Annotated in this window: 26 protein-coding genes and 1 pseudogene; 6 read left to right on the top strand and 21 right to left on the bottom strand. The window is 66.0% G+C overall.

Annotation, left to right across the window (positions count from 1 at the left end):
• Positions 1-54 precede the first annotated feature (54 nt).
• Together trpB and trpA are read left to right on the top strand one after the other, a co-directional pair.
• Positions 55-1,266, top strand: a complete 1,212-nt coding sequence (trpB, locus tag ACFOMF_RS09540) for a tryptophan synthase subunit beta (RefSeq protein ID WP_386364191.1) — start codon at positions 55-57, stop codon at positions 1,264-1,266.
• Entirely contained in the window at positions 1,263-2,084 is an 822-nt protein-coding gene (gene trpA, locus ACFOMF_RS09545; RefSeq protein ID WP_386364193.1) for a tryptophan synthase subunit alpha, read from the top strand. The genes trpB and trpA overlap by 4 nt, the downstream gene beginning before the upstream one ends.
• 134 nt (positions 2,085-2,218) lie before the next feature.
• Here trpA and ACFOMF_RS09550 read toward each other — a convergent pair whose 3' ends face one another.
• Genes ACFOMF_RS09550 through ACFOMF_RS09590 form a run of 9 tightly spaced genes read right to left on the bottom strand, consistent with a single transcriptional unit; the run spans position 2,219 to position 10,371 of the window.
• The gene (locus ACFOMF_RS09550) at positions 2,219-2,902 is read right to left on the bottom strand and encodes a GntR family transcriptional regulator (RefSeq protein ID WP_386364194.1); all 684 of its coding nucleotides are present in this window, start codon (positions 2,900-2,902) and stop codon (positions 2,219-2,221) included.
• Between the two features lie 3 nt (positions 2,903-2,905).
• The gene (hpxZ, locus tag ACFOMF_RS09555) at positions 2,906-3,313 is read right to left on the bottom strand and encodes an oxalurate catabolism protein HpxZ (RefSeq protein WP_386364196.1); all 408 of its coding nucleotides are present in this window, start codon (positions 3,311-3,313) and stop codon (positions 2,906-2,908) included.
• On the bottom strand, positions 3,310-3,984 hold the full coding sequence (locus ACFOMF_RS09560) for a cysteine hydrolase family protein (protein ID WP_386364198.1): 675 nt from the start codon (positions 3,982-3,984) through the stop codon (positions 3,310-3,312). Before ACFOMF_RS09560 ends, hpxZ begins: the two co-directional genes overlap by 4 nt.
• Positions 3,981-5,513 (bottom strand): ABC transporter ATP-binding protein, encoded by a 1,533-nt coding sequence (locus tag ACFOMF_RS09565; RefSeq protein WP_386364200.1) that lies wholly within the window; start codon positions 5,511-5,513, stop codon positions 3,981-3,983. Before ACFOMF_RS09565 ends, ACFOMF_RS09560 begins: the two co-directional genes overlap by 4 nt.
• A 3-nt stretch (positions 5,514-5,516) precedes the next feature.
• A complete protein-coding gene (biuH, locus tag ACFOMF_RS09570; RefSeq protein WP_386364202.1) occupies positions 5,517-6,206 on the bottom strand; it encodes a biuret amidohydrolase in 690 nt (229 codons plus the stop codon).
• A gap of 11 nt (positions 6,207-6,217) precedes the next feature.
• Positions 6,218-7,216 carry a formamidase gene (locus tag ACFOMF_RS09575; RefSeq protein WP_386364203.1) on the bottom strand — a complete coding sequence of 333 codons (999 nt, stop codon included), beginning with the start codon at positions 7,214-7,216 and terminating at the stop codon, positions 6,218-6,220.
• A 12-nt stretch (positions 7,217-7,228) separates the two neighbouring features.
• Positions 7,229-8,149 carry an ABC transporter permease gene (locus ACFOMF_RS09580; RefSeq protein WP_386364205.1) on the bottom strand — a complete coding sequence of 307 codons (921 nt, stop codon included), beginning with the start codon at positions 8,147-8,149 and terminating at the stop codon, positions 7,229-7,231.
• Entirely contained in the window at positions 8,142-9,254 is a 1,113-nt protein-coding gene (locus tag ACFOMF_RS09585) for an ABC transporter permease (RefSeq protein ID WP_386364207.1), read from the bottom strand. The genes ACFOMF_RS09580 and ACFOMF_RS09585 overlap by 8 nt, the downstream gene beginning before the upstream one ends.
• A 7-nt stretch (positions 9,255-9,261) precedes the next feature.
• Positions 9,262-10,371, bottom strand: coding sequence for a BMP family ABC transporter substrate-binding protein (locus tag ACFOMF_RS09590; protein WP_386364209.1), 1,110 nt, complete (start codon positions 10,369-10,371; stop codon positions 9,262-9,264).
• Positions 10,372-11,074: 703 nt separating this feature from the next.
• Here ACFOMF_RS09590 and ACFOMF_RS09595 point away from each other — a divergent pair.
• Together ACFOMF_RS09595 and ACFOMF_RS09600 are read left to right on the top strand one after the other, a co-directional pair.
• Positions 11,075-11,205, top strand: a pseudogene (locus ACFOMF_RS09595) (glutathione-dependent disulfide-bond oxidoreductase); the annotation flags it as partial.
• 140 nt (positions 11,206-11,345) lie between these two features.
• Positions 11,346-13,070 carry a DUF885 domain-containing protein gene (locus tag ACFOMF_RS09600; RefSeq protein WP_386364210.1) on the top strand — a complete coding sequence of 575 codons (1,725 nt, stop codon included), beginning with the start codon at positions 11,346-11,348 and terminating at the stop codon, positions 13,068-13,070.
• Between the two features lie 66 nt (positions 13,071-13,136).
• On the opposite strand, the gene ACFOMF_RS09605 is transcribed toward ACFOMF_RS09600, so the two are convergent.
• Positions 13,137-13,934, bottom strand: coding sequence for an NYN domain-containing protein (locus ACFOMF_RS09605; RefSeq protein ID WP_386364212.1), 798 nt, complete (start codon positions 13,932-13,934; stop codon positions 13,137-13,139).
• Between the two features lie 18 nt (positions 13,935-13,952).
• Complete coding sequence (locus ACFOMF_RS09610; protein WP_386364214.1) at positions 13,953-14,354, bottom strand: DoxX family protein; 402 nt, start codon at positions 14,352-14,354, stop codon at positions 13,953-13,955.
• 268 nt (positions 14,355-14,622) lie between these two features.
• Here ACFOMF_RS09610 and pgm point away from each other — a divergent pair, with 268 nt between their 5' ends.
• Positions 14,623-16,287 carry a phosphoglucomutase (alpha-D-glucose-1,6-bisphosphate-dependent) gene (pgm, locus tag ACFOMF_RS09615; protein ID WP_386364216.1) on the top strand — a complete coding sequence of 555 codons (1,665 nt, stop codon included), beginning with the start codon at positions 14,623-14,625 and terminating at the stop codon, positions 16,285-16,287.
• Positions 16,284-17,987, top strand: coding sequence for a hybrid sensor histidine kinase/response regulator (locus ACFOMF_RS09620; protein WP_386364218.1), 1,704 nt, complete (start codon positions 16,284-16,286; stop codon positions 17,985-17,987). The genes pgm and ACFOMF_RS09620 overlap by 4 nt, the downstream gene beginning before the upstream one ends.
• Before the next feature lie 18 nt (positions 17,988-18,005).
• Here ACFOMF_RS09620 and treS read toward each other — a convergent pair whose 3' ends face one another.
• The 10 genes from treS to hemF form a co-directional block, all read right to left on the bottom strand.
• Positions 18,006-20,075 (bottom strand): maltose alpha-D-glucosyltransferase, encoded by a 2,070-nt coding sequence (gene treS / locus ACFOMF_RS09625; protein WP_386364220.1) that lies wholly within the window; start codon positions 20,073-20,075, stop codon positions 18,006-18,008.
• A gap of 78 nt (positions 20,076-20,153) precedes the next feature.
• On the bottom strand, positions 20,154-20,789 hold the full coding sequence (locus tag ACFOMF_RS09630) for a glutathione S-transferase family protein (RefSeq protein WP_386364222.1): 636 nt from the start codon (positions 20,787-20,789) through the stop codon (positions 20,154-20,156).
• Complete coding sequence (locus ACFOMF_RS09635) at positions 20,786-21,157, bottom strand: hypothetical protein (RefSeq protein ID WP_386364224.1); 372 nt, start codon at positions 21,155-21,157, stop codon at positions 20,786-20,788. The genes ACFOMF_RS09630 and ACFOMF_RS09635 overlap by 4 nt, the downstream gene beginning before the upstream one ends.
• The gene (locus tag ACFOMF_RS09640) at positions 21,154-21,513 is read right to left on the bottom strand and encodes a NifB/NifX family molybdenum-iron cluster-binding protein (protein WP_386364226.1); all 360 of its coding nucleotides are present in this window, start codon (positions 21,511-21,513) and stop codon (positions 21,154-21,156) included. Before ACFOMF_RS09640 ends, ACFOMF_RS09635 begins: the two co-directional genes overlap by 4 nt.
• Before the next feature lie 5 nt (positions 21,514-21,518).
• Entirely contained in the window at positions 21,519-22,307 is a 789-nt protein-coding gene (locus tag ACFOMF_RS09645; protein ID WP_386364228.1) for an ankyrin repeat domain-containing protein, read from the bottom strand.
• A 16-nt stretch (positions 22,308-22,323) separates the two neighbouring features.
• Positions 22,324-23,979 (bottom strand): SagB/ThcOx family dehydrogenase, encoded by a 1,656-nt coding sequence (locus ACFOMF_RS09650; protein ID WP_386364230.1) that lies wholly within the window; start codon positions 23,977-23,979, stop codon positions 22,324-22,326.
• 139 nt (positions 23,980-24,118) lie between these two features.
• Positions 24,119-24,700, bottom strand: a complete 582-nt coding sequence (locus ACFOMF_RS09655) for an NAD(P)H-binding protein (protein WP_386364232.1) — start codon at positions 24,698-24,700, stop codon at positions 24,119-24,121.
• 6 nt (positions 24,701-24,706) lie between these two features.
• Positions 24,707-25,018, bottom strand: a complete 312-nt coding sequence (locus tag ACFOMF_RS09660) for a DUF883 family protein (protein WP_386364234.1) — start codon at positions 25,016-25,018, stop codon at positions 24,707-24,709.
• An 85-nt stretch (positions 25,019-25,103) separates the two neighbouring features.
• Positions 25,104-25,928, bottom strand: coding sequence for a shikimate dehydrogenase (aroE, locus tag ACFOMF_RS09665; protein ID WP_386364236.1), 825 nt, complete (start codon positions 25,926-25,928; stop codon positions 25,104-25,106).
• A 69-nt stretch (positions 25,929-25,997) separates the two neighbouring features.
• Positions 25,998-26,900, bottom strand: coding sequence for an oxygen-dependent coproporphyrinogen oxidase (gene hemF, locus ACFOMF_RS09670; RefSeq protein WP_386365779.1), 903 nt, complete (start codon positions 26,898-26,900; stop codon positions 25,998-26,000).
• Positions 26,901-26,963: the final 63 nt, after the last annotated feature.

A 26,963-nucleotide genomic window follows, 5' to 3' on the forward strand; every position in this document is an offset into this window, starting at 1 on the left:
CTTGCTCGCGAACCGCGCCCACAGGCGCGCCGGCACCCACGAAAGGAGCCCTCCATGACTTCATACCGCACCGGTCCAGACGCCCGCGGCCTGTTCGGACGTTTCGGCGGCCAGTTCGTCGCCGAAACCCTGATGCCGCTGATCAACGAGCTGGCCGCCGAATACGAGAAGGCCAAGGCCGACCCCGAATTCGCCAAGGAACTCGCCTACTTCCAGCGCGACTACGTGGGCCGTCCGAGCCCGCTGTACTTCGCCGAGCGCCTGACCGAGCACTGCGGCGGCGCCAGGATCTATCTCAAGCGTGAAGAGCTCAATCACACCGGCGCGCACAAGATCAACAACTGCATTGGCCAGATCCTGCTGGCCCGGCGCATGGGCAAGCAGCGCATCATCGCCGAGACCGGCGCCGGCATGCATGGCGTGGCCACCGCCACCGTGGCCGCCCGCTTCGGCATGAAGTGCGTGATCTACATGGGCACCACCGACATCGACCGCCAGCAGGCCAACGTCTTCCGCATGAAGCTGCTCGGCGCCGAGGTGATCCCGGTGACTGCCGGCACCGGCACCCTCAAGGACGCCATGAACGAGGCCCTGCGCGACTGGGTGACCAACGTCGACAGCACCTTCTACCTGATCGGCACCGTCGCCGGCCCGCACCCCTACCCGGCCATGGTCCGCGACTTCCAGGCGGTGATCGGCAGCGAAACCCGCGACCAGATGCTGGCCCAGGAAGGCCGCCTGCCCGACTCGCTGGTCGCCTGCATCGGCGGCGGCTCCAACGCCATGGGCCTGTTCCACCCCTTCCTGGATGAGGAAAACGTCGAGATCATCGGCGTGGAAGCCGCCGGCCACGGCATCGAGAGCGGTCAGCACGCCGCCAGCCTCAACGGCGGCGTACCCGGTGTGCTGCACGGCAACCGCACCTTCCTGCTGCAGGACGAGGACGGCCAGATCAGCGACGCCCATTCGATCTCAGCGGGCCTTGACTACCCCGGCATCGGCCCGGAACACGCCTGGCTGCACGACATCGGCCGCGTCGAATACTGCTCGATCACTGACGAGGAGGCGCTCAAGGCCTTCCACATCTGCTGCCGGCTGGAGGGCATCATCCCGGCGCTGGAGTCATCCCACGCCCTGGCCGAAGTCTTCAAGCGCGCCCCCGGGCTGCCGAAGGATCACCTGATGGTGGTCAACCTCTCCGGCCGCGGCGACAAGGACATGCAGACCGTCATGCACCATTACGACGAACAGGAAGAACACATATGAGCTCGGGCAACTCCCGCCTGCAGACCCGCTTTGCGGAGCTGAAAGAACAGAACCGCGCCGCCCTGGTCACCTTCATCACCGCCGGCGATCCGGACTACGCCACCTCGCTCGCCATCCTCAAGGGCCTGCCCGAGGCCGGCGCCGACGTGATCGAACTCGGCATGCCCTTCACCGACCCCATGGCCGACGGCCCGGCGATCCAGCTGGCGAACATCCGCGCCCTGGCGGCCAGGCAGAACCTGGCGAAAACGCTGCAGATGATCCGCGAATTCCGCGAGACCGACAGCACCACTCCCATCGTGCTGATGGGCTACTACAACCCCATCCACAAGATGGGCGTCGAGCGCTTCATCGCCGAGGCGGGCGAAGCCGGCGTGGACGGCCTGATCGTGGTCGACCTGCCGCCCGAACACAACGACGAACTCTGCGACCCGGCCCAGGCCGCCGGCATCGACTTCATCCGCCTGACCACCCCCACCACCGACGATAACCGCCTGCCCACCGTACTCAACGGCAGCTCCGGCTTCGTCTACTACGTCTCGGTGGCCGGCGTGACCGGCGCGGGCTCGGCGACCCTGGAGCACATCGAAGGGGCCGTCGCGCGGCTCAAGCGCCACACCGACCTGCCGGTGGCCATCGGCTTCGGCATCCGCACCCCGGAACAGGCCGCCGCGGTGGCGCGTCTGGCCGAAGGCGTCGTCGTGGGCTCGGCGTTGATCGACCAGATTGCCAAGGCGGGGAGCAGCGAGCAGGCGGTTGAAGGTGTGCTTGGCCTGTGTCGCGAACTGGCCGAAGGCGTGCGCGGCGCGCGCCAGTAACGAGCGGGCGGACCTCGGCGCAGCCGTGTCCGCCCCGGCGCCTCGTAGCGGGCGCTCGCCCGGGAAACGGTCCCGCCACTACCGCGATGCTCTGGCATGAATGGTCCGCACCCGGCACCGCGAGCCGACCGCTATCAGGCTTCGTGTCTGCGGCGCGCCTCGGACAGCATGGAAAGGCTCAGCTTGCGTACCTCTATCCTGCTCTGCTCGATATGAGCGTGCAGCAGGCGGAGGGTGTCGTCGCGCTTGCGGGCCAGCAACGCCCTGAGAATGCCGGCATGCTCGGCGTAGGTTTCCTCGATGCGGGCACGCTTGGAAAAGTCCAGACGACGCACGATGCGGATACGCTCGGTCACCTCCCGGTGCACCCTCAGCGTTTCCCGGTTGCCTGCGGCGGCCACCAGACCGCTGTGAAAGTTTTCATCGAGCTCGGCGACCACCTGCATTTCGGTCTGCCGCTGCTCTGGCGACACCATCCACAACTGACAGAGCGCTTCGAGCGCCTCCGGCAGATCCGTGAGGGCGCAGAGACGATCCACCGCGGCGGATTCCAGCACCACCCGCAGCTCGTACAGCTCGTCGATCCGGGTGAAGTCCAGAGCCTTGACCATCCAGCCGCGGCGGAACTCCACATCCAGATAGCCCTCCCGCTGGAGGCGGTAAAGGGCATCGCGCACCGGGGTCCGGGACACCTGATAGCGATCGGCGATCTGGGTCTCGGTAAAACGATCATGGGGCAGCAGGTAGAAGTCGAAAATCTCCTGCTTGATCCTGGCATAGATCTGCTCGGCCAGTGCGTTGCTCTGGATCTGGGCCATAAGTCACTCGTGGCGTTCTAGCGTGCTGAGATCGATGCTGACATGGGCTGCGACGACCTTCCACTGCCCCTCAAGGCGCATCCATGTCTGCATCTGGCGCCCGACGCGCGTGGTGACACCATCGGTAAATTCCGTGCTCACCGTCGCGCAGTCCTCGCCGAAGGTGGTCACGACGGTGTTTCGCAGACGCCGGCCTGCGCCTACAGGCTGGCAGACCCTCCGGTAGGCGGCAATGGCCTGGCCGCCGTAGAGATTCTCGGCCACACCGAAGCGCACGGTATGCGGGGCATCCCAGAAATAGCCGTCGAGCGTCTCCAGCTCATTGGCGACCAGGGCGCGCTCGTAATCCTCGAAGGCCGCCGTGACCGAGGCGACCACCTCGGGCCGGTTGATCATGGATACAGCAATCATGGTGCGTCCTCATGCAGGGCGGCTTCGAGAGCCGAAAGGCGGGCGGTACGGCCGACGATGCCGCCCTGGGCGATGATCATGTCCAACGTGGACCGCTTGAATTCGGGGAAATAGCTTTCGGTCGCCTCCTCGACCAGCAGGCAGCGGTAGCCGCGATCGTTGGCCTCGCGCATGCTGGTCTGTACGCACACCTCCGTCGTGACGCCGGCGAACAGCAAATGGCTGATCCCGCGCGCCACGAGGCGCTCGTGCAGGCCGGTGGCATAGAACATGCCCTTGCCGGGCTTGTCGATCACCCACTCGCCTGCGAGCGGTGCGACCTCCTCGAGGATCTGGTTGCCCGGCTCGCCGTGCACCAGAATGCGCCCCATGGGTCCCTGATCGCCGATCCGCATGCCCGGCAGGCCATGCGCCTGCTTGGCGGGCGGGCAGTCGGACAGGTCCGGCAGGTGCGACTCGCGGGTATGGATCACCAGCAGGCTCTGTTGCCGGGCCAGCGCCAGCAGGCGTCTCACCGCCGGCACGATGGCCTTGAGCGGGGTCACGTCGTTGCCCAGCGCAGCCCCGAAGCCACCCGGCTCGATGAAGTCGCGCTGCATATCGATCACCACCAGGGCAGTGCTCGACGGCTCGAAGCTGAATCCGTCAGGCCTGGCATCGACTTGGATCATACGGCCTCCGCCCGGGCGTCGCCGCCCGCCATGTAATGCCCCAGCAGGGCCCGGTCCGCCTGGGCTGCGTCGGTTTCGAAACCGATCTGCCCGTCATGGATCACCAGGATGCGATCGGACAACTCCAGCAGTTCATCCAGGTCCTCGCTCAGCAGCAGCACCGCGGCGCCGGCGTTCCTCGCCTCGACGATGCGCCGATGAATCAGTGCGACCGAGGCGAAGTCCAGTCCGAACACCGGGTTGGACACGATGAGCACCGAGACGCCCTCGGTCAGCTCACGGGCCAGCACGGCGCGCTGGACGTTGCCGCCCGACAGCGTACCGATCGGCCGCTCGGGATCGGCCGGGCGCACCTGGAAACGCGCGATCAGCGCCTGCGCCTGGGCGCGGATCGCGCGCCGGTCGATTCGCCAGCCGTGGCGGCACAGCGGGGCCTGGTCGAAGTTGCGCAGGGCCAGGTTCTCCGCCACGCTCATGGCCGCGATACAGGCATTGCGCAACGGCTCCTCGGGCAGGCTGTAGACCTGCATGCGCTGCATCTCGCGGCGGCTGGCGCGGTAGGGATTGCCGTTCACGCGGATTTCGCCTGCGCTGGCCTTGCGCTGGCCGAGCAGCGCTTCGGTGAGTTCGCGCTGGCCGTTGCCGGAAATCCCGGCGATCCCCACGATTTCCCCGGGACGCACGGCCAGGGACAGCCCATTGACCGCCAGGGTGCCCTTATCGCCCGGCACATCCAGCCCCCGGACCTCGAGGCGTGGCGCCCGGGCCGTCACCGGCGGCCTTTCGAGGGCCACGGTGCGGGTATCCGCCTGGCCCATCATCCAGATCGCCAACGACTCCGGCGAGGTCGCCGGGACCGCCGCGCTGCCGACCAGACGGCCCTTGCGCAGCACCGTCACATCGTCGGCGAACGCCGTCACTTCGCGGAACTTGTGGGTGATCATCAGCACCGATACCTCGCCCCGATGCGCCATGTCATGCATCAGTCCCAGCACCTCGTCGGCTTCCTGGGGGGTGAGCACCGAGGTCGGCTCATCGAGAATGATGAAATGCCGCTCCAGGTAGAGCTGCTTGAGTATCTCCAGCTTCTGCTTCTGGCCGGCGGCCAGGCTGCTGACCGGGCGATCCAGATCGAGCTGGAACGGCATGCGCGCCATGAAGGCCGCCAGCCGTTCGCGCTCGCGGGCCCAATCGATGCGCCAGCCAAGATCGCCCCGCGACAGCACGAGATTCTCCGCCACGCTGAGCCCCGGCGCCACGGTGAAGTGCTGATAGACCATGCCGATCCCCAGCGCATGCGAATCGCGTGGCATGCGGATGTTCCGCTCGCGGTCGTTGACGACGATCGAGCCTTCATCGAGCGGCCCGTAGCCGACGATCCCCTTGACCAGGGTGCTCTTGCCGGCGCCATTCTCGCCGAGCAGCGCATGCACGCTGCCGGCGCGCACCTTCAGCGAGACATCATCCAGCGCCCGGAAGCTTCCGAAGGTCTTGCCGGCGCCGATGATTTCCAGACTCAGGGCACGCATGGCTCAGGTCCGCCCCAGCACATCGAGCAGCATGGCGGAATCCCCCACGGCGCCGAACACGCCCCCCTGCATCTTGACCATGTTGAGCGCGGCCAGATGATTGCCATGGTCCGTGGCGCCACAGCAATCCGCCAGGATCAGGCATTCGAAGCCGCGATCGTTGGCCTCGCGCATGGTGGTGTGCACGCAGACGTCGGTGGTGATCCCCGTAAGGATCAGATTGTCGATGCCCCGGGTACGCAGGATGAGCTCCAGATCCGTGGCGCAGAAGGAGCCCTTGCCCGGCTTGTCGATCACGACCTCGCCCGGGAGCGGCGCGAGCTCCGGAATGATTTCCCAACCGGGCTCCCCGCGCACCAGGATGCGCCCGCACGGTCCGCTGTCGCCGATGCCGGCGCCGATGCGCCGGGAGCGCCAGCGCTTGTTGGCCGGCAGGTCGGAAAGGTCCGGGCGATGCCCTTCGCGGGTATGGATGATGTGAAAGCCCTGGGCGCGCATCACCTCGAGTACCGACTTGATGGGTTCGATCGGCGCGCGGGTCAGGGACAGGTCGTATCCCATGCTGTCGACGTAGCCACCCACTCCGCAGAAGTCGATTTGCATGTCGATGATCACCAGGGCGGTGTTGGCCGGATCGAGCCGGCCATCGTACGGCCAGGGGTAAGGGGCCGAGGCGAGATAGCGGGTGCTCATGGCGTCACTCCTCAGGAAGGCTTGTAGAGGCGTTCGGGCGCCGCAATACCGCAGGAGGTGCCATCGGTATGCACGACGTCATCCTCCCAGGGCAGCCGATAACGGCCCGCCGCCAGGTCGTGCATGTAGGTGTAGGGGCAGTCCTGAGCGCCGCCCTTGACCGCCGAGTAACCGCGATGGCCGAACTGGTAGATGTTGTTTTCCACGCTCCAATGGATGCGCGCCTCGCGGACCAGGTCCGGGCGCATCTCGCAGCAGACGATTTCGTCTGCGCGGCCGCCCCCCTGGTTCATCACGCTGCCGTCGAAATCCACGAACATGGCCTCGCCCATGGAATCGAAGGTGCCGTCGGAGCCGCACATGCACACGCTGGCGGTCTGCATGAGATTGCAGAAGGCGTTGGCCTGGTTGGTGATCTGCCAGGAATGGCGAATCGGCGCGGTGTAACCCGCGGTCCGAATCATGATCTCGGCGCCCTTGTAGGCGCACTCCCGGGCCATTTCCGGGAACATGCCGTCATGGCAGATGATCAGCGCCAGCTTGCTGCCACGCGGCCCGTCGCAGACGGGAATGCCCTGATCGCCGGGCTCCCAGGGCTCTACCGGCACCCAGGGGTGCATCTTGCGGTAGTACAGGCGGATCTCGCCGGTATCGTCGACGATGATCCCGCTGTTGAAAGGATTGCCGTTGGGGTTGGCCTCCATGATGGAGAAGCAGCCCCAGATGCGGTTGTCCACGCAGGCCTGGCGCAGGGCGGCGACCTCGGGACCCTCCAGGTTGCACATGATCTCCGGCGAGGTATCCATGGACAGCCCGTGCAGGGAATATTCCGGGAACACGATCAAGTCCATGCTCGGCATGCCGCGCCGGGCCTTGCCGACCATCTCGACCACTCTCTGGGTCTGCTCCCACAGCGCTTCGCGGGTATGGGGATCCGGCAGCGACAGCTGCGCCAGACCGATGACGACGCCGTTGGGCGACTTGTTCAAACCACCAAGTCCGCTGGACATACGTGTTTACCTCTATCGAGTGAGACTGAGTTCGCCTGGGGCGCCAGTGAGGGTTCGGTTGGGCCGGCAGGTGATGAACATCACCAGCAGGGTCAGGGCATAGGGCGCGGCGGCAAACAGGTAGTATCCGGTGCTGATCCCCACCGCCTGCAGCGCCGGGCCGATGGCGCCGGCGGCGCCGAACAGCAGGGAGGCCCAGAGGCAGTTCAAGGGCTGCCAGCGAGCGAAGATCACCAAAGCCACGGCCATCAGCCCCTGGCCGCTGGACAGCCCTTCATTCCAGCTGCCCGGATAGTACAGCGACAGGTAGGCGCCCCCGACTCCGGCCAGGAAGCCGCCGATGGAGGTGGCGCAGATACGCACCCGCAGCGGCCGATAGCCCAGGGCCTGGGCCGACTCGGCATGGTCGCCGACCAGGCGCAGCATCAGGCCCCAGCGGGTGCTCCGCAGGCCCCAGTGCAAGAGAATCGCCAGGGCGATGCCGACGAAGAACAGCACATTGATGTTGAGCGCCGAGCGCACCCGCTCATCCGAGCTCCAGGCGCCCAGGGAAAACGAAGGCAGCATGGGCGCCTGGGGCTGGATGAACGCCTTGCCGAGGAAGAACGCAAGCCCGGTGCCGAGCAGGATCAGGGCGATGCCGAAAGCGATGTCGTTGACCTTCGGCAGCGAACAGACCACGCCATGCAGCAAGCCCAGCGCCAGCCCGCTACAGCCTGCCGCCAGCACGCCCAGCCAGGGCGAGCCGGACAGGTAGGACACGGCATAGCCGGTCATCGCGCCCGCCACCAGAATGCCTTCCAGGCCGAGGTTGATCCGCCCGCCCTTCTCGGTCAGGCACTCGCCCAGGCTGACGAACAGAAAGGGCGTGCCCACACGGATGCCGCCCGCCAGCAAGGCCAGGAAAAAGGTCATCCAGTCGATGTCAGTCATGTTGCAGCACTCCCTTGGCGGGTGGGCTGGCGCTTTCCAGCAGGCGCAGGCGCCAGCGGCTGATGCGCCCGCTCAAGGCCTCCCAGGCCAGGAGATTGATGAACAGGATGCCCTCGAGGATCAGTGTCGTCGCATCCGGCAGGTCGAGACGCCGCTGCAGCAGGCTGCCGCTGGCCTCCACGCCGCCCAGCAGGGTCGCGCAGACGATGATCGCCAGCGGGTTGTGCCGGGCGGCGAAGGCGACCAGGATCCCGCTGGTGCCGTAACCGGCGATCAGCGCGGCATTGGCGCTGCCTTGCACCGCCGCCACCTCGAACATGCCGGCCAGCCCGGCCGCCGCGCCGCCGAGCAGGCAGGTCAGTATGACCAGGCGATCCACGGGCAGGCCGAGCATCCGCGCGGTGCGCACGTTGCCGCCCACGATGCCCAGCGAGAAGCCGCTGACGCTGTGGCGCACCAGCACGTGGGCCAGCAGGCAGGCCACGACCCCGGCGACCAGGCCCCAGTGGACCTCGAAGGCATCGCTGACGGTGCCGATGAGATAGGCGTCCTCCAGCGGCTCCGTGGACGGCTTGTTCAGACTGGCCGGATCGCGCAGCGGTCCTTCCACCAATTGCCGGAACAGGGCAATGCCGATGTAGGAAAGCAGCAGGCTGCCGATCGTCTCGTTGAGGCCGCGCGTCTGGCGCATCCAGCCGGAAAGAGCGATCCACAGGCCGCCCACCAGCATCGCCGCCAGCGCCATCGCCACCAGCATGGACACAGGCGGCAGGGCCGGCAGCCATAGCGGCAGGACGGCGGCGGCCAGGCCTCCGAGCACCAGCGCGCCCTCGCCGCCGATGATGATCAGCCCCGCGCGGGCCGGCAGCGCCACGCACAGGGCCGTCAGCATCAAGGGCGCCGCACGCTGGAGGGTATTTTCCCAGGCGAACGACGAGCCGAAGGCGCCCTCCAGCACCAGTGCGCCGGCCTCCAGCGCCGGCTTCTGCTGCACGGCGAGGAACAGCAGAAACAGCAGGCAGGAGGACATCACCGCCAGGAGGGTGGGAAGGCCGGGCAGCACCCCGGCCAGCACGCGCGCGGCCCTGTGATCGAGACTCTTCATAGCGGCCTCAGATCTGGCCCCGAACGCCTTCGACCAGATAATCCATGCGCTCCAGCGCGACATCGGTCTGCGCCTGCTCGGTGCCCTCGGGGATTACCAGGTTGCCCTTGTTGTCCTTGATGGGACCCTTGTAGATGACGAACGAGCCTTCGAGCATCTGCGCCTTGATGGCGTCGGCCTGCTGCCGGGCGGCATCGCTGACCTTCGGACCGTACGCCGAGGTTTTCACGAAGCCTTCCTTGAGGCCGCCCCGCATGAAGTTGAGCATCGGCTTGTCCGCCTGCGCCGCTTCCACATGGGCGCGATAAGGCGTCTCCCAGTTCCACTCGGCACCGGTGAGATAGCCATTGGGCGCCAGGGCCGCCTGGCTGGCATGGTATCCGCAGCTCATCACGCCGCGCTTCTCGGCGGTCTCGACAATTACCTTGGGTCCATCCACATGGCAGGTCAGCACGTCGCAGCCCTGATCGATGAGGCTGTTCGCCGCCTCGGCTTCCTTGACCGGCAGCGACCAGTCACCGGTGAAGATCACGGTCATGGTGATCTCCGGGTCCACCGAGCGAGCGCCCAGGGTAAAGGCGTTGAGGTTGCGCAGCACCTGCGGCACGGGCTTGGCGGCGATGAAGCCGAGCTTCTTGGACTGGCTCATGTGCCCGGCCACCACGCCGTTCAGGTATTGCCCCTCGTCGATATAGCCAAAGAAGCTGCCGGCATTCATCGGGTCCTTGCCTTCCTGCCAGAGACCGCCGCAATGGGCGAAACGCACGTCCGGGTACTTCTTGGCCACCCTGCCCACATGCGGATCGAAATAACCGAAGGAGGTGGGGAAGATCAGCGTCGCGCCATCCTGGCGGATCATCGCCTCCATGGATTTCTGCACCGCCACGGTCTCCGGCACGTTCTCCTCTTCGATCACCTTCACGTTGGGAAGCGCCTTGATGAGGGCGGCGGCCTGCGCATGGGCCTGGTTATAGCCGAAGTCGTCACGTGCCCCGACGTAGATGAAACCGACGATCAGCGGCTTGTCGGCAGCGCGCGCCATGCTCAGCGGCAGCGCGGCGCTCATGCCGATCAGACTGGCCAGCTTGATGAAGTCGCGACGGTTGATAGAACTCATGACAGCTTCCTCGATTGATGAACGGATCGGCGTGACGCGCCAGGCGCGCCTGCCTTGGGCATACAGGGCTCAGTCGGTACGACCGGCAGATCGATAACCGCCAGGATCCTTTCGGCCTGGCGGGTCGGCTCATTGGAAGGTGTCGAGCCGCAAAGGCATCGATCCCCTGGCACAACGCCCGCACAGGGCGGCCTGCAAAGCTCTCGTCGCTGCGATGGCGCTGTCCGAGCCGACCGGTGGAATGAGCGCTGACTGGGGAACGGCTCTTGTATACAAGCATGAATTCAAATAAGCAGAGAGCGTGCCAAAGCTTTTCATTTCAGCCACATGCGCGCCTTCAGCGCAGTGGCACCGATAAAAAGGACGCCTCGCATGGGTTGCTGCGACAAGGGCTGCCGAGAAATACGCATGAAAAGCGCACCAGAAATGCGCGCCCTATCGAGAACTTGCACCATTCAGAGCTGATCGAAAGTGACTCACCGCCTCGGCAAGACCGCCCGTCCCGCGTACAAGACAGAGCACGGCCGCGAGATGAACATCGCCGTCGACAGCAGAGCCGCCGAACGGGCAGTGCGCGCCTGGCAAGCATGCAAGCGGCCTGGGGCAGGTCTCTGAATTGACATCCCTTCCTTCAGTAGGAGAACCGTCATGCCGCACTCTGCCGCACAATGATCGCACCCATGCCCATCCGCTCGAGGAGCGCATGCCTGACACCCCCCTATGGCCGCCCAAGATCTGGACATACGACGCCCCCTGCGCGGCACCTTCGCCAGCGTCAACCGCCCCACCGCCGGTGCTCGACACGAAAAGGCGCTGCCGGTCGGCCAGCATCCGTGCCCTGGCGGCCAGGCAGAACCTGGCGAAAACGCTGCAGGTCAACGGGATACCAGTCCATTCAGGGAGTCCCCATGCTCTGCTCCTTCATTCACCTGGTCCGTCCCCATGCCTTTCACCGGCCCGGAGGGAAGTGACACATGAGTCCCGGCGCCAATCCACAGCTGCATCAGTTCTTCGAAGAAGCCTTCGAGGCGCGCATCGAGCGTTCGCCGCAGACGCTGACGACCCTCGGCATCCGCCGCCGCGCCGACGAGCTCGACGACTATTCAGACGCCGCCCGGGTGGCCGAGCACGATCTGGTCGCGACGCAACTGGAGGAGCTCGAACGCTTCGATCCGGCGCTACTGTGCGTGGAGGATCGGCTGAGCCATGAGATGTTCCGCTATGATGCGCAGGCGCTGCTGGACGGGTTCCGCTTTCGCCACCACGGCTATCTGGTGAACCAGAAGTTCGGCCTGCACACCGACTTTCCCGCCTTCATGATCAACATGCATCGCGTGGCCGACGTCGCCGACGCCCGCGCCTACATTGCCCGGCTAGGCGCTTTCGACCGGGCCTGCAACCAGGTGATCATCGAACTGGAGCGGCGCGAGGCCGTGGGCATGGTGCCGCCGGCCTATCTGTTTCCGCAGATGATCGGCGACTGCCGGGCCTTTGTCGCCGATGGCGACCCGCAGGCGGTGGAGGGCAACCCGTTGTATCGGGATCTGGCCGACAAGCTGGACCGCCTCGGCAATCTGCCGACCGCCGAGCGGCAGGCATTGCTGCAGGAAGCGGCCCGCGCGCTGAGCGAATCGGTACTGCCGGCTTACCGGCGGCTGGCCGCTTTTCTCGAACGCCAGAAGCCCCGGGCAGCGGGGGAAGCCGGTGCCTGGGCGCTGCCGGACGGTGACGCCTGGTATCGCTTCTGCCTGGCGCGGGAAACCACCACGGAGCTGTCCGCCGATGATATCCATGAGCTGGGCCTGCGGGAGGTGATGCGCCTGCAGGAAGAAATCCTCGGCCTGAGAAGCGGGCTGGGGGTGGACGGCAGCCTGGCGGACCTCTTCGAGCATGCCCGGGAAAATCCCGACTTCTACTACCCGGACAGCGACGCCGGGCGGGCGCGCTATCTGGCCGAGATGAAGGCGACCGTGGCGGCCATGGAACCGCGCCTGCCGGAGCTGTTCAACCGCTTGCCGCAAGACGAGCTGCTGATCAAGCCGGTGGAGCCGCACCGCGAAAAGACCGCGGGGCTCGCCTTCTACCAGGGCCCTTCGACGGATGGCAGCCGGCCGGGCATCTTCTACCTCAACCTGCACGACATGCGCCAGCTGCCCACCTTCGCCACCGAGGCGCTGGCCTACCACGAGGCCCTGCCCGGCCACCACATGCAGTTCGCCATCGCCAATCGCCTGCACCACCTGCCGAGCTTTCGCCGCTATGCCTGGTACAACGCCTATATCGAAGGCTGGGGGCTCTACAGCGAGCTGATCCCCCGGGAGATGGGGCTGTACCAGGACCCCTGGTCCGACTTTGGCCGGCTGGTGCAGGAGCTCAAGCGCGCCTGCCGGCTGGTGGTGGACACCGGTATCCACGCGCGCCGCTGGACCCGCCAGCAAGCCATCGATTACCTGTACTGCAACACGCCATCGAGCACCGGTCAGGTGATCAACGAGGTGGACCGCTATCTGGTGATGCCCGGGCAGGCGACCACCTACACGGTGGGCATGGCCGAGATCCTGCGGCTGCGCCGAAGGCTACGCGAGGCGATGGGCGAGCGTTTCGACCTGCGCCGCTTCCATGACGAGCTGTTGCGCCACGGCGCCCTGCCGCTGACGCTGCTGGAGCGGCAGATGAACGCCTGGGCGCAAAATGGATGAGGCCGCGGTGCTGCCGCTTGTCGCGGACATCGGACAGACCGCGCGAGACGGATGGCGGTGCCCCGCTCAGCCGCCGTTCCGGCGCCGGTTGCGCACGTACAGTGCCTTGCCTCCGCTGGATGTCTGGCCCCGTTCCTGCAGTTCGAAATGCTTCGACTGAGCCTTGATCAGGTCGCTGAGCTTCTTGAAGCCATACAGGCGCGGATCGAAGGCTGGCCTGAGCTGGCTGATGTTGGAACCCAGGGCACCAAGCTGGACCCAGTCGTCCTCGTCGGATATGTCGTCGAGCACCTTGGCAATGAAGTCCACGGGCACCTTCTGCGGGCGCGGCGCAGCGGCCTCCGATCGCCCGTCGCCCGGCTTGCCTTCGCTTGGCATGGGCTCGGCCGGCAGCACCTCGGCAGCCGGGGCGCGGAGGATCTCGGTGTAGATGAACTTGTCGCAGGCGGACACGAAGGGCTTGGGGGTCTTTTCCTCACCGAAGCCGTAGACGGTCAGGCCCTCCTCGCGCAGGCGGGCGGCCAGGCGGGTGAAGTCGCTGTCGCTGGAAACCAGGCAGAAGCCGTCGAAACGGCGGGTGTAGAGCAGGTCCATGGCGTCGATGATCAGCGAGCTGTCGGTGGCGTTCTTGCCCCGGGTGTAGGCGAACTGCTGGATCGGCTGGATCGAATGATCCAGCAGCACCTTTTTCCAGCTGCCGAGCTGTGGCCCGGTCCAGTCGCCGTAGATGCGCTTGACGCTGGCTACACCGTACTTGGCGATCTCCTCGAACAGCCCCTCGACGATGGAGGCCGGGGCGTTGTCGGCATCGATCAGCACGGCGAGGCGCTTCTGCTGCGAGCTGTGACTGGGCTTGCTGGCCATGAAGGCTCCCTGCGCGACCTAGGTCTTGTGCTTGAGCCTGCCATCGACGCTCCAGGCACCGGGGCCGGTGAAGAAGAACAGCAGGAAGACAAAGCAATAGAGGATAGCGGCATCCCCACCATTGAGGGTCGGAAAAAGGTTGTTGGGCGCGTGGAACATCCAGTAGGCCACCGCCATCTCGCCGCTGAGCACAAAGGCCACCGGCCGGGTGAACAGACCGAACAGGATGAACAGGCCGCCGACAAACTCCAGTACCCCGCCGATCCACATCAGCGAAAACAGCTCCGGCATGCCATGGGCTGGCTCGGGAATACCGAACAGCTTCTGCGTGCCGTGCAGCATGAAGATGATCGCCGTCACGATGCGCAGCACCGCGAGGGCTTGAGGCGTGTAGCGAGACAGCGAATCCAGACGAGTCATGGCGGCAGGTCCTGTAGAGGGGTTGACAACGAGCGAGGCGGCGCCCGAATGGTGGCCGACGCGGGCGCTGCCTGCTCCTGAAGAGAGCGGGTAGCCGTCGGATGGTTCCGACCCCGCCGCCTGAAAACGGGGGATTCGCCCCCATCACGGCCATGCCGGCCGAAGCCGGGCGGGGATAAAATCGTCTCGACGGGGTCTGATTCGTGTCTGGATGCCCCGGCATGCTTTACTTGGGGCGCGCTACGTTTACCCATCAAAGGATCGACTCATGAGCTTGCACCCCAACGCAGGACGCCTTCCCGAGGAACACACCCTGGTCAACCTCCCCCGCCTGGTCTCGCGCTATTACAGCGAGCGGCCCGACCCGGCCGACCCGGCGCAGCAGGTTTCCTTTGGTACGTCCGGGCATCGGGGTTCGTCGCTGAAGAACAGTTTCAACGAGTGGCACATCCTCGCCACTACCCAAGCGATCTGCGATTACCGCCGCCAGGAAAGTATCGACGGTCCGCTGTTCATGGGCATGGACACCCACGCGCTGTCGGAGCCGGCGTTCGTCTCGGCACTTGAAGTGCTGGCTGCCAACGGGATCGAAACACGCATCGACGCCGGCTGCCCCGAGACAAACGGCGAGCCCGGCTACACGCCGACCCCGGCGATTTCCAACGCCATCCTCGAATACAACCGCGGCCGCACAAGCGGCCTGGCCGATGGCATCGTCATCACCCCCTCGCACAACCCGCCGGCCGATGGCGGTTTCAAGTACAACCCCAGCAACGGCGGCCCGGCCGATACCGGGGTGACCAAGTGGATCCAGGAGCGCGCCAACGCCCTGCTGGTCGCCGGGCTGGATGGCGTGCAGCGGATGGATTTCGCCCAGGCGATGAAGGCGGCCTGCGTGCAGCGCTTCGACTTCATCGGCGCCTACGTAGGCGGGCTGGAGCAGGTGATCGACCTGGACGCGATACGTGATTCGGGGCTGAAATTCGGCGTCGATCCGCTGGGTGGCGCCGGGGTGCACTACTGGCCGCGCATCGCCGAGCGCTTCAGGCTGCCGCTCGAGGTGATTTCCACCCGCGTCGACCCGAGCTTTCGCTTCATGCGCCTGGACTGGGACGGCAAGATCCGCATGGATTGCAGCTCGCCCCACGCCATGGCCGGGCTGATCGAGAACAAGGACCGCTTCGACGTGTCCTTCGCCTGCGACACCGACCATGACCGCCACGGCATCGTCGCCCGCTCGGTGGGCCTGCTGAACCCCAACCACTACCTCGCGGTAGCCATCGAATACCTGTTCACCCATCGTCCCGAGTGGAGCGCCGATGCCGGGATCGGCAAGACCCTGGTGTCCTCCTCGATGATCGACCGCGTGGCTGCCGGCATCGGCCGCAAGGTGGTGGAAGTACCGGTGGGCTTCAAGTGGTTCGTCGATGGCCTGATGGACGGCAGCCTGGGCTTTGGCGGCGAGGAGTCGGCGGGCGCATCCTTCCTGCGCAAGGCCGGCGGCGCCTGGTCCACCGACAAGGATGGGCTGATCCTCGGCCTCTTGGCGGCGGAAATCACCGCAGTGACCGGCAAGGACCCGGGCGAGCGTTATCAGGCACTCACCGAACGCTTCGGCGCGCCGGTGTACCAGCGCATCGATGCCCCGGCCGATCGCGAGCAGAAGGCGAAACTGGGCAAGCTTTCGGCGTCCCAGGTCACCGCCCGCGAACTGGCTGGGCAGCCGATTACCCGCATCCTCACCGAGGCCCCCGGCAACGGTGCGGCCATTGGCGGGCTGAAGGTGGAGACCGAGAGCGGCTGGTTCGCCGCGCGCCCGTCCGGCACCGAGGACGTGTACAAGATCTACGCCGAGAGCTTCGAGGGTGAGGCTCATCTCAAGCGCATCCAGGAGGAGGCCAAGGCGCTGGTGGACTCGGTGCTGGCCGGATGAGGCATGGCCCCCGAGGGGAGGCGAGCCGGCCATGCCAACAAGGGCAGGCGGACCGGTCCGCCGAACAGGCCAGGGTCCATGAAGAACCGGATTATCAGCGCCTGTTCGAGGCGATACTCTCCCCTTGCCTGGTCCTGGCGGTCGATGACGATTTCACCATGGTCGCCGCCAACGAGGCGCGCTTGCAGATCACTGGCACTCGCCGCGAGGACATCATCGGGCGGCCGCTGTTCGAAGTGTTCGGCCACAACCCCGACGATGCCAACGACTACGGTGCCTCGGTACTCAGGGCGTCGCTGGAGCGGGTGCTGAAAACCGGGCGGGCGGATCGCATGGCGGTAACCCGCTACGACATCCGCCGCCCGGATCACCAGGGCGGCGGCTTCGAGCCTCGCTACTGGCGTCCCCTGAACGCTCCGGTGCATGACCGGCACGGCCAGGTGCGCTATGTGCTGCATCAGGTCGAAGACGTCACCGAGCGGATGCTGGAAAGCCAGGAGGCGGAAGTCGAGCGGCAATCCATGGACGAGCGTCTGCGGGCGGCGTTGCTGGCCTCGGGAACAGGAACCTTTCGCTGGAACCTGGTCACCGGGGCGCTGTATGTCGACAGCGCCCTGGCGCGCATTTTCGGGCTGACCGAGGAAGAGCAGATAGGCTCGGTGGAGCATTTTATCGCCCAGGTGCATCCCGCCGACCGATCAGCCGTCCGTGAACAGCTCGGCCGCAGCGCAAATGGCGAACCTCTGGCCACCGAATTTCGCCTGGAGGGCCAGACCACCACCTGTTGGATCGCAGCCAACGGCCACGTCTTTCACGATGCGCATGGCCAACCCGCCTACCTCGCGGGCGCCTGCACCGACATCACCTCGCGCAAGAAGGCCGAGCATGCCCTGCGTGAACTGAACGAAACCCTGGAGGCACGTGTAGCCGAGGCCGTGGCCGAGCACCAACGCGCCGAAGACGCCCTGCGCCAGGCGCAGAAAATGGAAGCGGTCGGCCAACTGACTGGCGGCCTGGCCCATGACTTCAACAACCTGCTGACCGGCATCACCGCCAGTCTGGACCTTCTGCAGCTGAAGCTGGCCCAGGGGGAGATCGCCGGGTTGCAGCGCTACGCCCAGGAGGCGCGCAACGCCTGCAATCGCGCCGCAGCGCTGACTCATCGGCTGCTGACCTTTTCCCGCCACCAGCCGGCGCAGACCGAGCGGGTGGCGATCAATGCGCTGGTCGAAGGAATGACGGAGCTGATCCGGCGAACCCTGGGTTCCGACATCGAACTCCGGTTGAACCTTGTCGACCCGTTGCCGGTGGTCCAGGCCGATCCCCATCAGTTGGAAAACGCCCTGCTCAATCTCTGCCTCAACGCCCGCGACGCCCTCGAGCCGACCGGTGGGCGCATCGATATCACGACTTTTGTCACCCGACTGGACGGCGCCGGAGCCGGACAGCTCAACCTGCCCGTGGGCAGGTACGTCAGCCTGCGCGTCTCCGACAATGGCCGCGGCATGCCGCCTGAGATGCTGTCGAAGGTGTTCGAACCCTTTTTCACCACCAAGCCTCCGGGCGCCGGCAGCGGCCTGGGCCTGCCAATGACCTACAACTTCGCCCGCCAGGCAGGCGGCCAGGTGGAGGTGACCTCGACCCCGGGGCATGGTACAGAGGTCACCCTGCACCTGCCGGACGCCAGCGACGCGCCCTGACAGGTTCCGACTGTTCACTCAGACCACCGGCGAGGCAGCGCTGACCACGCGCAGGGCAAGGCCTTCGTAGGGGTCGAGGTTGAGCAGCATTTCGCCGCTCTCGGTCAGGTCACCTTCGACGCTTTCATGGATGATGTCCACCACCGGGCCGGGCGCGACGCCGGGCAGGTTCAAAGTCTCGCTGATGGGGTCTGCGCTGAAGTTCAGCACGGTGATCTGCACGCCTTTGCCAGCCGGCAGCTCGTGCACCATCACCAGCAGCCCAGGCGCCTCGACGTCCGGGATGAGGATCTGCCGGCTGGCGGCGATATCGTAGGCGCGGCGTACGCTGAGGATGCGCTTGAGTTGACAGGCGAAGGAGCCGTCTTGCTGCAGTTGGGCGACCAGGCTCCCATAGAGTGCCCGCGCCTTTGGCAGCCCCTCGGCCGACTCCCGCGCGCTCTGGTCCAGATCGGCCAGGTCATAGGCTCCGCGGTGAATCCAGCGGGTGTCACCGTCGCCCATGAGATGCTCGACCTGCTCCGGCGGCAGCGGCAGCGCGCCGACCAGGTCCCAGCCCGACAGCGCGAAGACACCGGGCTGCATTGCATTGAACATCACCAACAGCAGGTGCAGGCGCTGGATCTGCTCGATATCGGCCGGGCCGATGCTGTCCAGATCGCGAATGCCCAGCGCCGCGGTGATCACGCTGGCGGTGGTGCAGGCCACGCCGTTGGTGACGAAGCGCAGGTTGTAGGGCGCATGCTCGCCGGCCAGGCGTTCGTACATTTCGTCGCGGATATGTTCGCGGAGGATGCCGCCGGGCAGGGTCTGGCCCTTGTAGTGGTAATGGTCATAGGCGTGCAAGGTCCAGAAATGCACGAGCTCCAAGGTCAGCTCATCGTGGTTCTGCAACGCATGGATCAGCGAGGCCGGGTCGATGCCGAAGGCATGCACCTCGCGCAGCATCAGCCGCAGGAACTCGGTATTACCGGTCAGCAACGCGTGATGATAGGCCGGCCGGGTGATGAAGTCGTAGGACAGGTCGGCCCCACCCTGGGACATTCCCGCAATGTCATCAAGCGTCAGGTTGAGCTCCTGGAAGCTGAATCCGCCAGCCTTGCGAATGGCTCCGGCAAGCAGCTGGTTGCCGGTCACCGACAGCGGATGGCTCTCCGACCAGGCCGTGCCTTCGGCGCGCCGCTCGACGCCGAGAAAGCCGTTCGCATCCAGGCGCAGCACCCGCGCCCCAGCCACATCGATGGCGTGCAGGGCATCGCCGATGATCAGCTGCTGCGCAGCAAAGGTGGGGTCGAGCCAGTTGAGCGAAGGCTGGCCTTCCTTGAAGTAATGCAGGTAGACCCAGCGCCGCCGCTTGCCATCGACCCCTTCCACCTCGTCGGTGGCACTCCAGTCGGTGTCCTTGATGCCAGGCTCGAAAAAGATCACCCGCTGCAATTGACCGACGATGTAGTGCTTGTCCCTGAGCTGGTCGACCACGGCGGGCGACAGGTTGACCGCATCGCGCCCCTCGGGCACTGGCGGGAGCAGAGGCCAGTCCTCTTCGCGGATCTCGACCATGTGATAAAGGCCGGGATAGTCCCCGTAGGCCATCTCGGCGAGTCGAAAATCCGGTCCCTTGCCGGTGTGCGCCGGGACGATGTCGTCGATGACCACCGCGTTGTGCGCCGCGGCCACCCGGCTCAGGTAGAGCATGTCCGCCTCGGTGCCCAGGGCGGGGTCGATGTCGAAGCTGATGCGGTCGAAGTTGCCGTCGATGGTCGGGGTGAACTCGCGCCCCTTGAGCCCACCGGAGCGCTTCATCGGGCCGTTGTGGATGCCTTGCACGCCTAGCTCGGAGAGCGCGTGCCAGAGGCGTTCGTCACCCAGCGCCTGGAGCACCGAACCTTCCTCCGGAGTGATGATCGAGGCCGGATAGGCGGTAAACCACACCGAAGCGATGGCGCTGGCGTCACGCGGCCGCGCCTGTGCGTACGGCCGCTGCCAGAGCCGGGCTTGTCCCGAATAAAGCCGGGCGCGCTGCCTGGCGGCGTGAAGCATGGACTGACTGACCAGCCATTCGATGTATTGCTTGTCCGGCGTACCCATCCGAGGTTTTGCTCCCGCTGCGCTGATGAGAGGTCTTTCGTTTGAGTCGAACAGGCCATCATCGTTGCATCGGTTGACTCACCCGCGCAGCAGCGAAGCGTAGCCTTCCTCGGCCAGTACCTGGCGCACGGCCCGGCGCTGGAGCAGGCGCTGGAAATGTGCCCGGCAGTGCCCCGGCAGTGCAATGCCGATGCGGTCGGCCCAGAACTCAATGTAGAACAGCGACGCATCGGCGATACCGAAGTCATCGGCGACATGCTCGCGGCCCGCCATGAGGCGATTCAGGTAATCGAAGCCGCGCTCGACGATCGCCCTGCCTTCGGCCTGGATCGTGGCATGGCGCTCCGGATCATGGCTGTAGCGCTCGGTGGTGAAGATGCGGGTGAACCCCTGGCCGTGCATCACATGCCCGGCATAGTCCATGATATCCCTGACCCGTTCCTCGTCGTCAGGCGTACGCGGCAGCAGTCCGGCGCGCGGGTAGGCCTCTCCCAGCCATCTGGCGATGGCGATGAAGTCGGTCAGTGCCGACCCGTCGTCGCGCACCAGCGCGGGAATGGTGCCCTTGGGGTTGATCGCCAGATACTCTGGCTTCAGGTGGTCCCCTGCGGGCAGGTTGAGCACATGGGCCTCGAACGCCAGCTCCAGTTCCTCGAGCAGGATATGGATGCCGGTGCTGCACGAGCCCGGCGTCATGTAGAACTTGAGGGTCATGCCTCGGCTTCCTCTTGGTCGTGCCCTGGGTCGAGCAGCCCCTTTTGCCGGATCATGGCCTTGAACGCCTTCATGACCGGCCGTGAAATGACCGTCTCGGCAAGCACCCGCCGCTCGTATACGCAGAGTCTCATCGACTCGTCAGGCTGTCGGCGCGCCTCATCGATCAGCGCATGGGTATCGGCATCGAGTCGTTCACCCGGGCAATCGCGAACGCTGTCGTAGAGCCATTCCATCACCCTTTTCTCGGTAGGACGCATCTTGCATTTGCCGTCGAGGATCTTGAGCATGACCGCCACCGTGCAATCGACCTCGGCCGGTGCCAGCGGATGGGCCGCGACCCAGTCCGCTACCCCCGCCGGGGTCATGCCAGCGCCTCGCCGGCAGCCAGGCGCCTGACATAATCGAGCAACGACGCCTCGATCGGCTCCCAGGCATAGCCGGACACCGCCGCCACACCGATGGCAGTCAGTTTGTCGGTCGGCCCGTCGCCGATCCTGGCGACAAACACCGCGTGACAATCCTTGATCGCTTCCAGAATGCCGGCCATGGCGGTCTGGCTGGAGCTGTTGCCCAGACAGTAATGCTCCACCTCCCGCTGCTCGAGCAGCCGGCAGCACTCCGGGGCCACTTCGTACACCGCGAAGCGCTTGGCGTGGCCAAAATGTTCGCTGATGGCCAGGCCGTCCTTGCTGGCCACCGCCAGCCGCAGTGGAAAGCGCATCACCGCTAGTCTGCCGTATGGCGCAGCAGCTTGAGGCAGGCGGCCGAAGCTGCCAGCTCCACCGCGCGCAGGTCGTCGAAGTTGCGCACCTGCGGGTCGGCGCCCGCGTCGAGCAGCAGCTTGAGCAGTTCCGGTCGGTCACTCGACGCGGTGTACATCAGCGCGGTGGACCCGGCGTCGTTGCGGTTGTCCAGGCTGATTCCGGCCTCGATCAGCGCCTGGACAATGGCCGTGCTGCGCGGCACGCAGGCCAGCCAGAGGGCGGTATTGCCGTCGTCATTGCGTGCATGCACGTCGACTCCGAGGGCCAGCAGCTCGGTGACCAGTCCTTGCTCGCCGCTGAGGGCAGCACGCATCAGCGGCGTAAGGCCATGCTCGCCCGGTGCGTTCAGGTCCCTGGGGTCGAAATCCCACTGCACCATGAAGGCCGCCAGCGCCTCGCTCAGCTCGTCTACCGCCGCCTTGGCAGGCTCGGCGAGGGCATTGGCCAGCGGCCGGTAGCCGCCGTCGACGCTGTAGACCCGGGCGAAACGAAAGTCCGAGAACATCTGGGCGAAGGTCTTGCTGGAGTTGCCGTGGTAGCAGTAGATCAGCACCGGCGTCGTCTTCTCCAGACGGGTCAGCCAGAGCGGCACGCGGTCCTCGGTCAGATGCATGGCGCCGGCCAGGTGCTCCTGCTTGAAGCTCTGCATGTCCCGCACGTCGAACACCTTGATGTCCGGCTCGGCGCGGATCAGGGCCGCGGCCTCGGTGGCGCTGAGGCATTGAAGGGGGGCGCGTTCGGCGATGGTCATGGGGTGTCTCCGCAGGTCAGCTGTAGGCCGGGGTGGTTTCGATACGCCGGTCGGTGATCGCTCGCCCGACGGTGAAGTGATAGAGGCTCTGCCAGGCGCTGCCTTCCAGGCCGAGCAAGGCGTGCACCGGGTCGTCGAAAAAGCAGCCGATACCAGTGCCACGAAGCCCGTGGGCCTCGGCTTGCAGATAAAGCACCTGACCGATCAATCCCGCCTCACGGTGCAGCTGCCGGTAGCCTGCGGGGCCCTGCGCCGCGAGCGTCGCGTCGAACTCGGCGAGCATGCACACCGCAAAACAGGCATTGGCCGCCAGGTCCTGATGACAGTGCAGGCTGCGGGCGATGCGTTGCAGGGGCATGGGTTCGAAGGTTTTCAGCTGCAGCAGGCCAGGCACTCCGGCGACTGGCTCATGGACGAACTCACCTGAAAGGTTCTGTTTCAGCTCGGCGAGCTGGCTGAGGGTGCGCGGCAGCAGGTAGAGCCCTGGCACGAGGCTTTCGACATGCGAGACAAACAGCACCAGGGCAATCCGCGAGGGCTGCTCCATGACATCCCAGGGCAGGCCGGACGGTTGCAGCGGCGCGAGCAGCGAGGCGAACTGGCTCAGCGGCATCTGGTGGTAGTGATCGAAACGCTGGGCGCTGCGCCGCTCGCTCAGCAATTGTCGCACCGGCTGCTGGCCCACCTCACCGGAAACGGACCCCACCAGCCACGGCCGGGGGGCCGCCGGCGCAGCGGGGCGGTCGACATGGCGGGTGACCGCGGCGACTTCCTCGATCATCGGCCAGCGGTACATGGGGTGGCGATCGATGGGGCTGGCCATGCCCTGCCAGACTGCACGATCGGCAAGCTGCGCGAGTTCTTCAGGCGTCCAGGGCGCGGCGGGGCCGCCGTCCAGACCGACCGCCAGCAGAAGCTCGACTTCCTCCCGTTCGGTTTCGGCCTGGCGACGCGCGGGAAACTCGGCCTGACGGTCGGTCCCGGCCAGCCAGGCCAGCGTCGCCTGGCCGAGGTGCGCTTGCTCGCTCAATGTCCAGCCCAGCGCGGCCGCTGCATAGCGCAGCGCGCCGATGGCGTGACCGCAGTCGAGCTGGCAATAGCGAAAGGCACGCGCACCGTACTTCCAGGCCTCGCGCCACATCACCGAACTGAGCAGCAATCCCAGGCGCGGCTCGCCGGCGCGGTTCGGATGGCGGGCGCGCAGCTCCAGTGCGTGGGTTTCCGGACGGTAATGATAAAGCCCGTCGCCCAGGCCATGAATGCCTTGAGCCAGCAGGTAGGCTTCAGTGGGATGCAGATTGCCGCTGGAGGGATTGGCCCGTACCGCCCAGCGATCCGGCCCGAGGCTTTTCCAGGCGGTCAGGCCGAGCGAAAGCTGCAGCAGGGCGCCCAGCGTCGGCAACTCAGCCGGCAGCGCTGCCGACGGCACTGACAAGGCCGCGAAGGGGCGCGCCAGGGCATCTTCCAGTGGGCTCCCGGCAGTCACCTCGGCAAGCCGCGGCAGCGCGATCTGCGGGGCACCGGTGAAATGCCGGAAGGGCGCGGGCTGTTCGTCCCAGTCGAGCGTGTCCGGGCCCGGAGCATAGCCCTCGAAGCGGTGCTTGGTCCGCTGGTGGTAGGCCCGCACGCTGGCGAGGGCGGCGGTGCAATCGGGCGCGGTCTGGCTGGACATGGGATCGCTCATGACGTGATGAGCGATCACCTGCAAGACCTCTGCCGGTTGGCTGCAGGCCAGCGGCCACGGGACAGCTAGCGCCTATCGAGGGTTGGCCTGTCGCCTTTGCGACAGTCATGGCAGGGCATCACCGGGGTCAGCGGTCGGATTCTGTATGGAAACGGACACGCTCGTGGATGTGCTCGGGACTCTCCAGCTCGTCGACGATCCCCGAAGCCAGGCGCAGCAGCGACATCCTGCGTCCATCAAGATCGTCGAGAAAGTCATCGAGGGACAGATCGAAGCCGGAATCGGGTGTATCGACCAACGTCCAGTGCAGGGGATGCAGCGCTAGCCGCTGCAGCGCAGCGGCGGTTTCCGGGTCTCCATCGAAGCCGGCGAAGTCGCCGATCAGGATCAATCGCTGCACATGCACCGGAGGCAGCCCGGTGAGCAGGCCGTCGAGCACCTCATAGAGCTCGGTTGCCTCACCATCGCGACGGGGAAACAGATAGAGCACCGCATCGCAGCCGGCCACGCTCTCGCCCACATGCTCGGCACTGCAGGGCTCGGCCAGCTTGGCGCGCAGGCCAGGCCGGGCGGCGATGGAGTTGAGATCGTCGAGCAGCGCCAGCACCTCGTGCTGACGCGTCAGCAACTCGTACAGCAGGGCGCTGCCGAGGCTGGAGTGCGCTCCGTAGACGGCGAACTTGCGAACCGGCGTCTCCAGATTACGCATGGCGGCTCAGCGACGGGTCAGCAAAAAGCCGATGAGGGCGAAGGCACCCGCGGCCACCACCACACTGGTCATCGGATGACTGCGCACGCATTCGCGTGCGGCTTCGCTCGCCTCACGCGTGGTTTCCGCCACCCGGGCGCCACGCTCGTCCAGGTGGGCATCCTCGAACAGCGACTCGAGCTTGTGACGCAAGCTGTCGAACCGGTGCTCCGACTCCTTCGCGGCATCCTTCTTGAGACTTTCCAGCGCGGCACTCAGGCGACGGATCTCTTTCTCCATTTCGCTGCGGGCAGTCGACTTGTGCGATAGGAATGACATTAGCGGGCTCCTCCACTCGGTTGGATATGTCTTTATATAGACTACGAGTGACCACAGAGGTGCAGAAGAAACCCGGCGGCAGGGCCTAGGCTGTTATCGCGAGTCCGCGTCGCAGCTCAGCCAGTACCACTGAGCCATCGGGTCGCACGCCCCGCCAGAGAGCAAAGGATTCGGCCGCCTGCTCGACGAGCATGCCGAGCCCGTCCAGGGTCCGCCCAGCGCCCTGGGCCTCGGCCCAGCGGTTGAAGGCAGTCGGCTCACGACCGTACATCATGTCGTAACAAAGCGTGTGCCCAGCCTGTATCAGGCTCGCCGGGATCGGCGGCAGCGCGCCCGTCAGGCTTGCCGAGGTACCGTTGATGATGACATCCACCGGCTCGCTCAGCTGATCGAAGCCAAAGGCCGCGACCTCGCCCAGATCGGCAAAGATCTGCGCCAGGGCCTGGGCCTTTTCCGGGGTTCGGTTAGCGATCGCCAAGGCCGCTGGCCGACGCTCCAGGAGCGACTCGATCACCCCGCGCACGGCGCCACCGGCGCCCAGCAGCAGGATTCGCCGACCGGTCAGTTCGACCCCGGCATTGTTCAGGTCGTTGACCAGTCCGGCGCCGTCGCTGGTATCACCGAGCAGGCTGCCGTCCTCCAGCTTCATCAAGGTATTCACCGCGCCAGCCCGGCGCGCACGTTCGCTGAGCCTGTCGGCCAGGCGATAGGCGTCCTCCTTGAAGGGCACCGTGACATTGGCCCCACGGCCGTCGCGGAAGAAGGTGCGCGCCGCACCGGCAAAATCGTCGAGCGGGGCGAGAATGGCCTCGTAGGTGAGCGCCTGCCCGGTCTGCTCGGCGAACAGCCGGTGGATCATCGGCGACTTGCTGTGGGCGATGGGGTTACCGAATACGGCGTAGCGGTCCATGGGAAATCCTGTCGGAGCAACTTCAAGAGGTTAGCGGCAAGCAAGAGCCGAAGCCGGCACGGCTTGCGGCTATTCCGCCAACCAGTCCCGGTCGGTCAGGAAGTACTCGGTCAGCCGTGCCTCGGGGGTTCCGGGTTCGGGCTTCCAGTCATAGCCCCAGCGAACCTCGGGCGGCAGCGACATCAGGATCGACTCGGTGCGTCCGCCAGATTGCAGGCCGAAGGTGGTGCCTCGGTCATAGACCAGGTTGAACTCGACATAGCGGCCCCGGCGATAGGCCTGGAATTCACGCTCGCGGGCACCAAAGGGGGTATCGCGGCGCTTCTGCACGATGGGCAAATAGGCCGGCAGGTAGGCGTCGCCCACCGAGCGCATGAACGCAAAGCAGGTGCCGAAGTCGCCCTGGTTGAGGTCGTCGAAGAACAGTCCGCCCACGCCACGCGGCTCATTGCGGTGCTTGAGGTGGAAGTAGCGATCGCACCATTCCTTGTAGCGCGGGTAGATCTCCATGCCGAACGGCCCGCAGGCCTGGCTCGCGACCCGGTGCCAGTGCACGCAGTCTTCCTCGACGGCGTAGTACGGAGTGAGGTCGAAGCCTCCGCCAAACCACCATACCGGTGCTTCCCCCTCCTTCTCGGCGATGAAAAAGCGCACATTGGCATGGGAAGTGGGGACGTGGGGGTTTTCCGGGTGGATCACCAGCGACACCCCCAGTGCCTCGAAGCTGCGCCCGGCCAGTTCCGGGCGGTGGGCGCTGGCGGATGGCGGCAGGTTCACCCCGTGAACATGGGAAAAATTGACCCCGCCCTTTTCGATCAGCGCACCGCCCTCGACCACCCGGGTACGCCCGCCGCCACCGTCGGGACGCTCCCAGCTGTCCTCGTGGAAGCGTGCCCGGCCGTCCTCCGCTTCCAGGGCTTGGCAGATGCGGTCCTGCAGATCGAGCAGGTAGGCCTTCACGGCAAGGGTCATGTCGTTCACGGAATGTCCTCGGACAGAGGCACCAGCGGGTGCCAACGGCTACTCAAGCCGGCA

Source organism: Stutzerimonas tarimensis (genome assembly GCF_042648805.1).
Taxonomy (GTDB): domain Bacteria; phylum Pseudomonadota; class Gammaproteobacteria; order Pseudomonadales; family Pseudomonadaceae; genus Azomonas; species Azomonas tarimensis.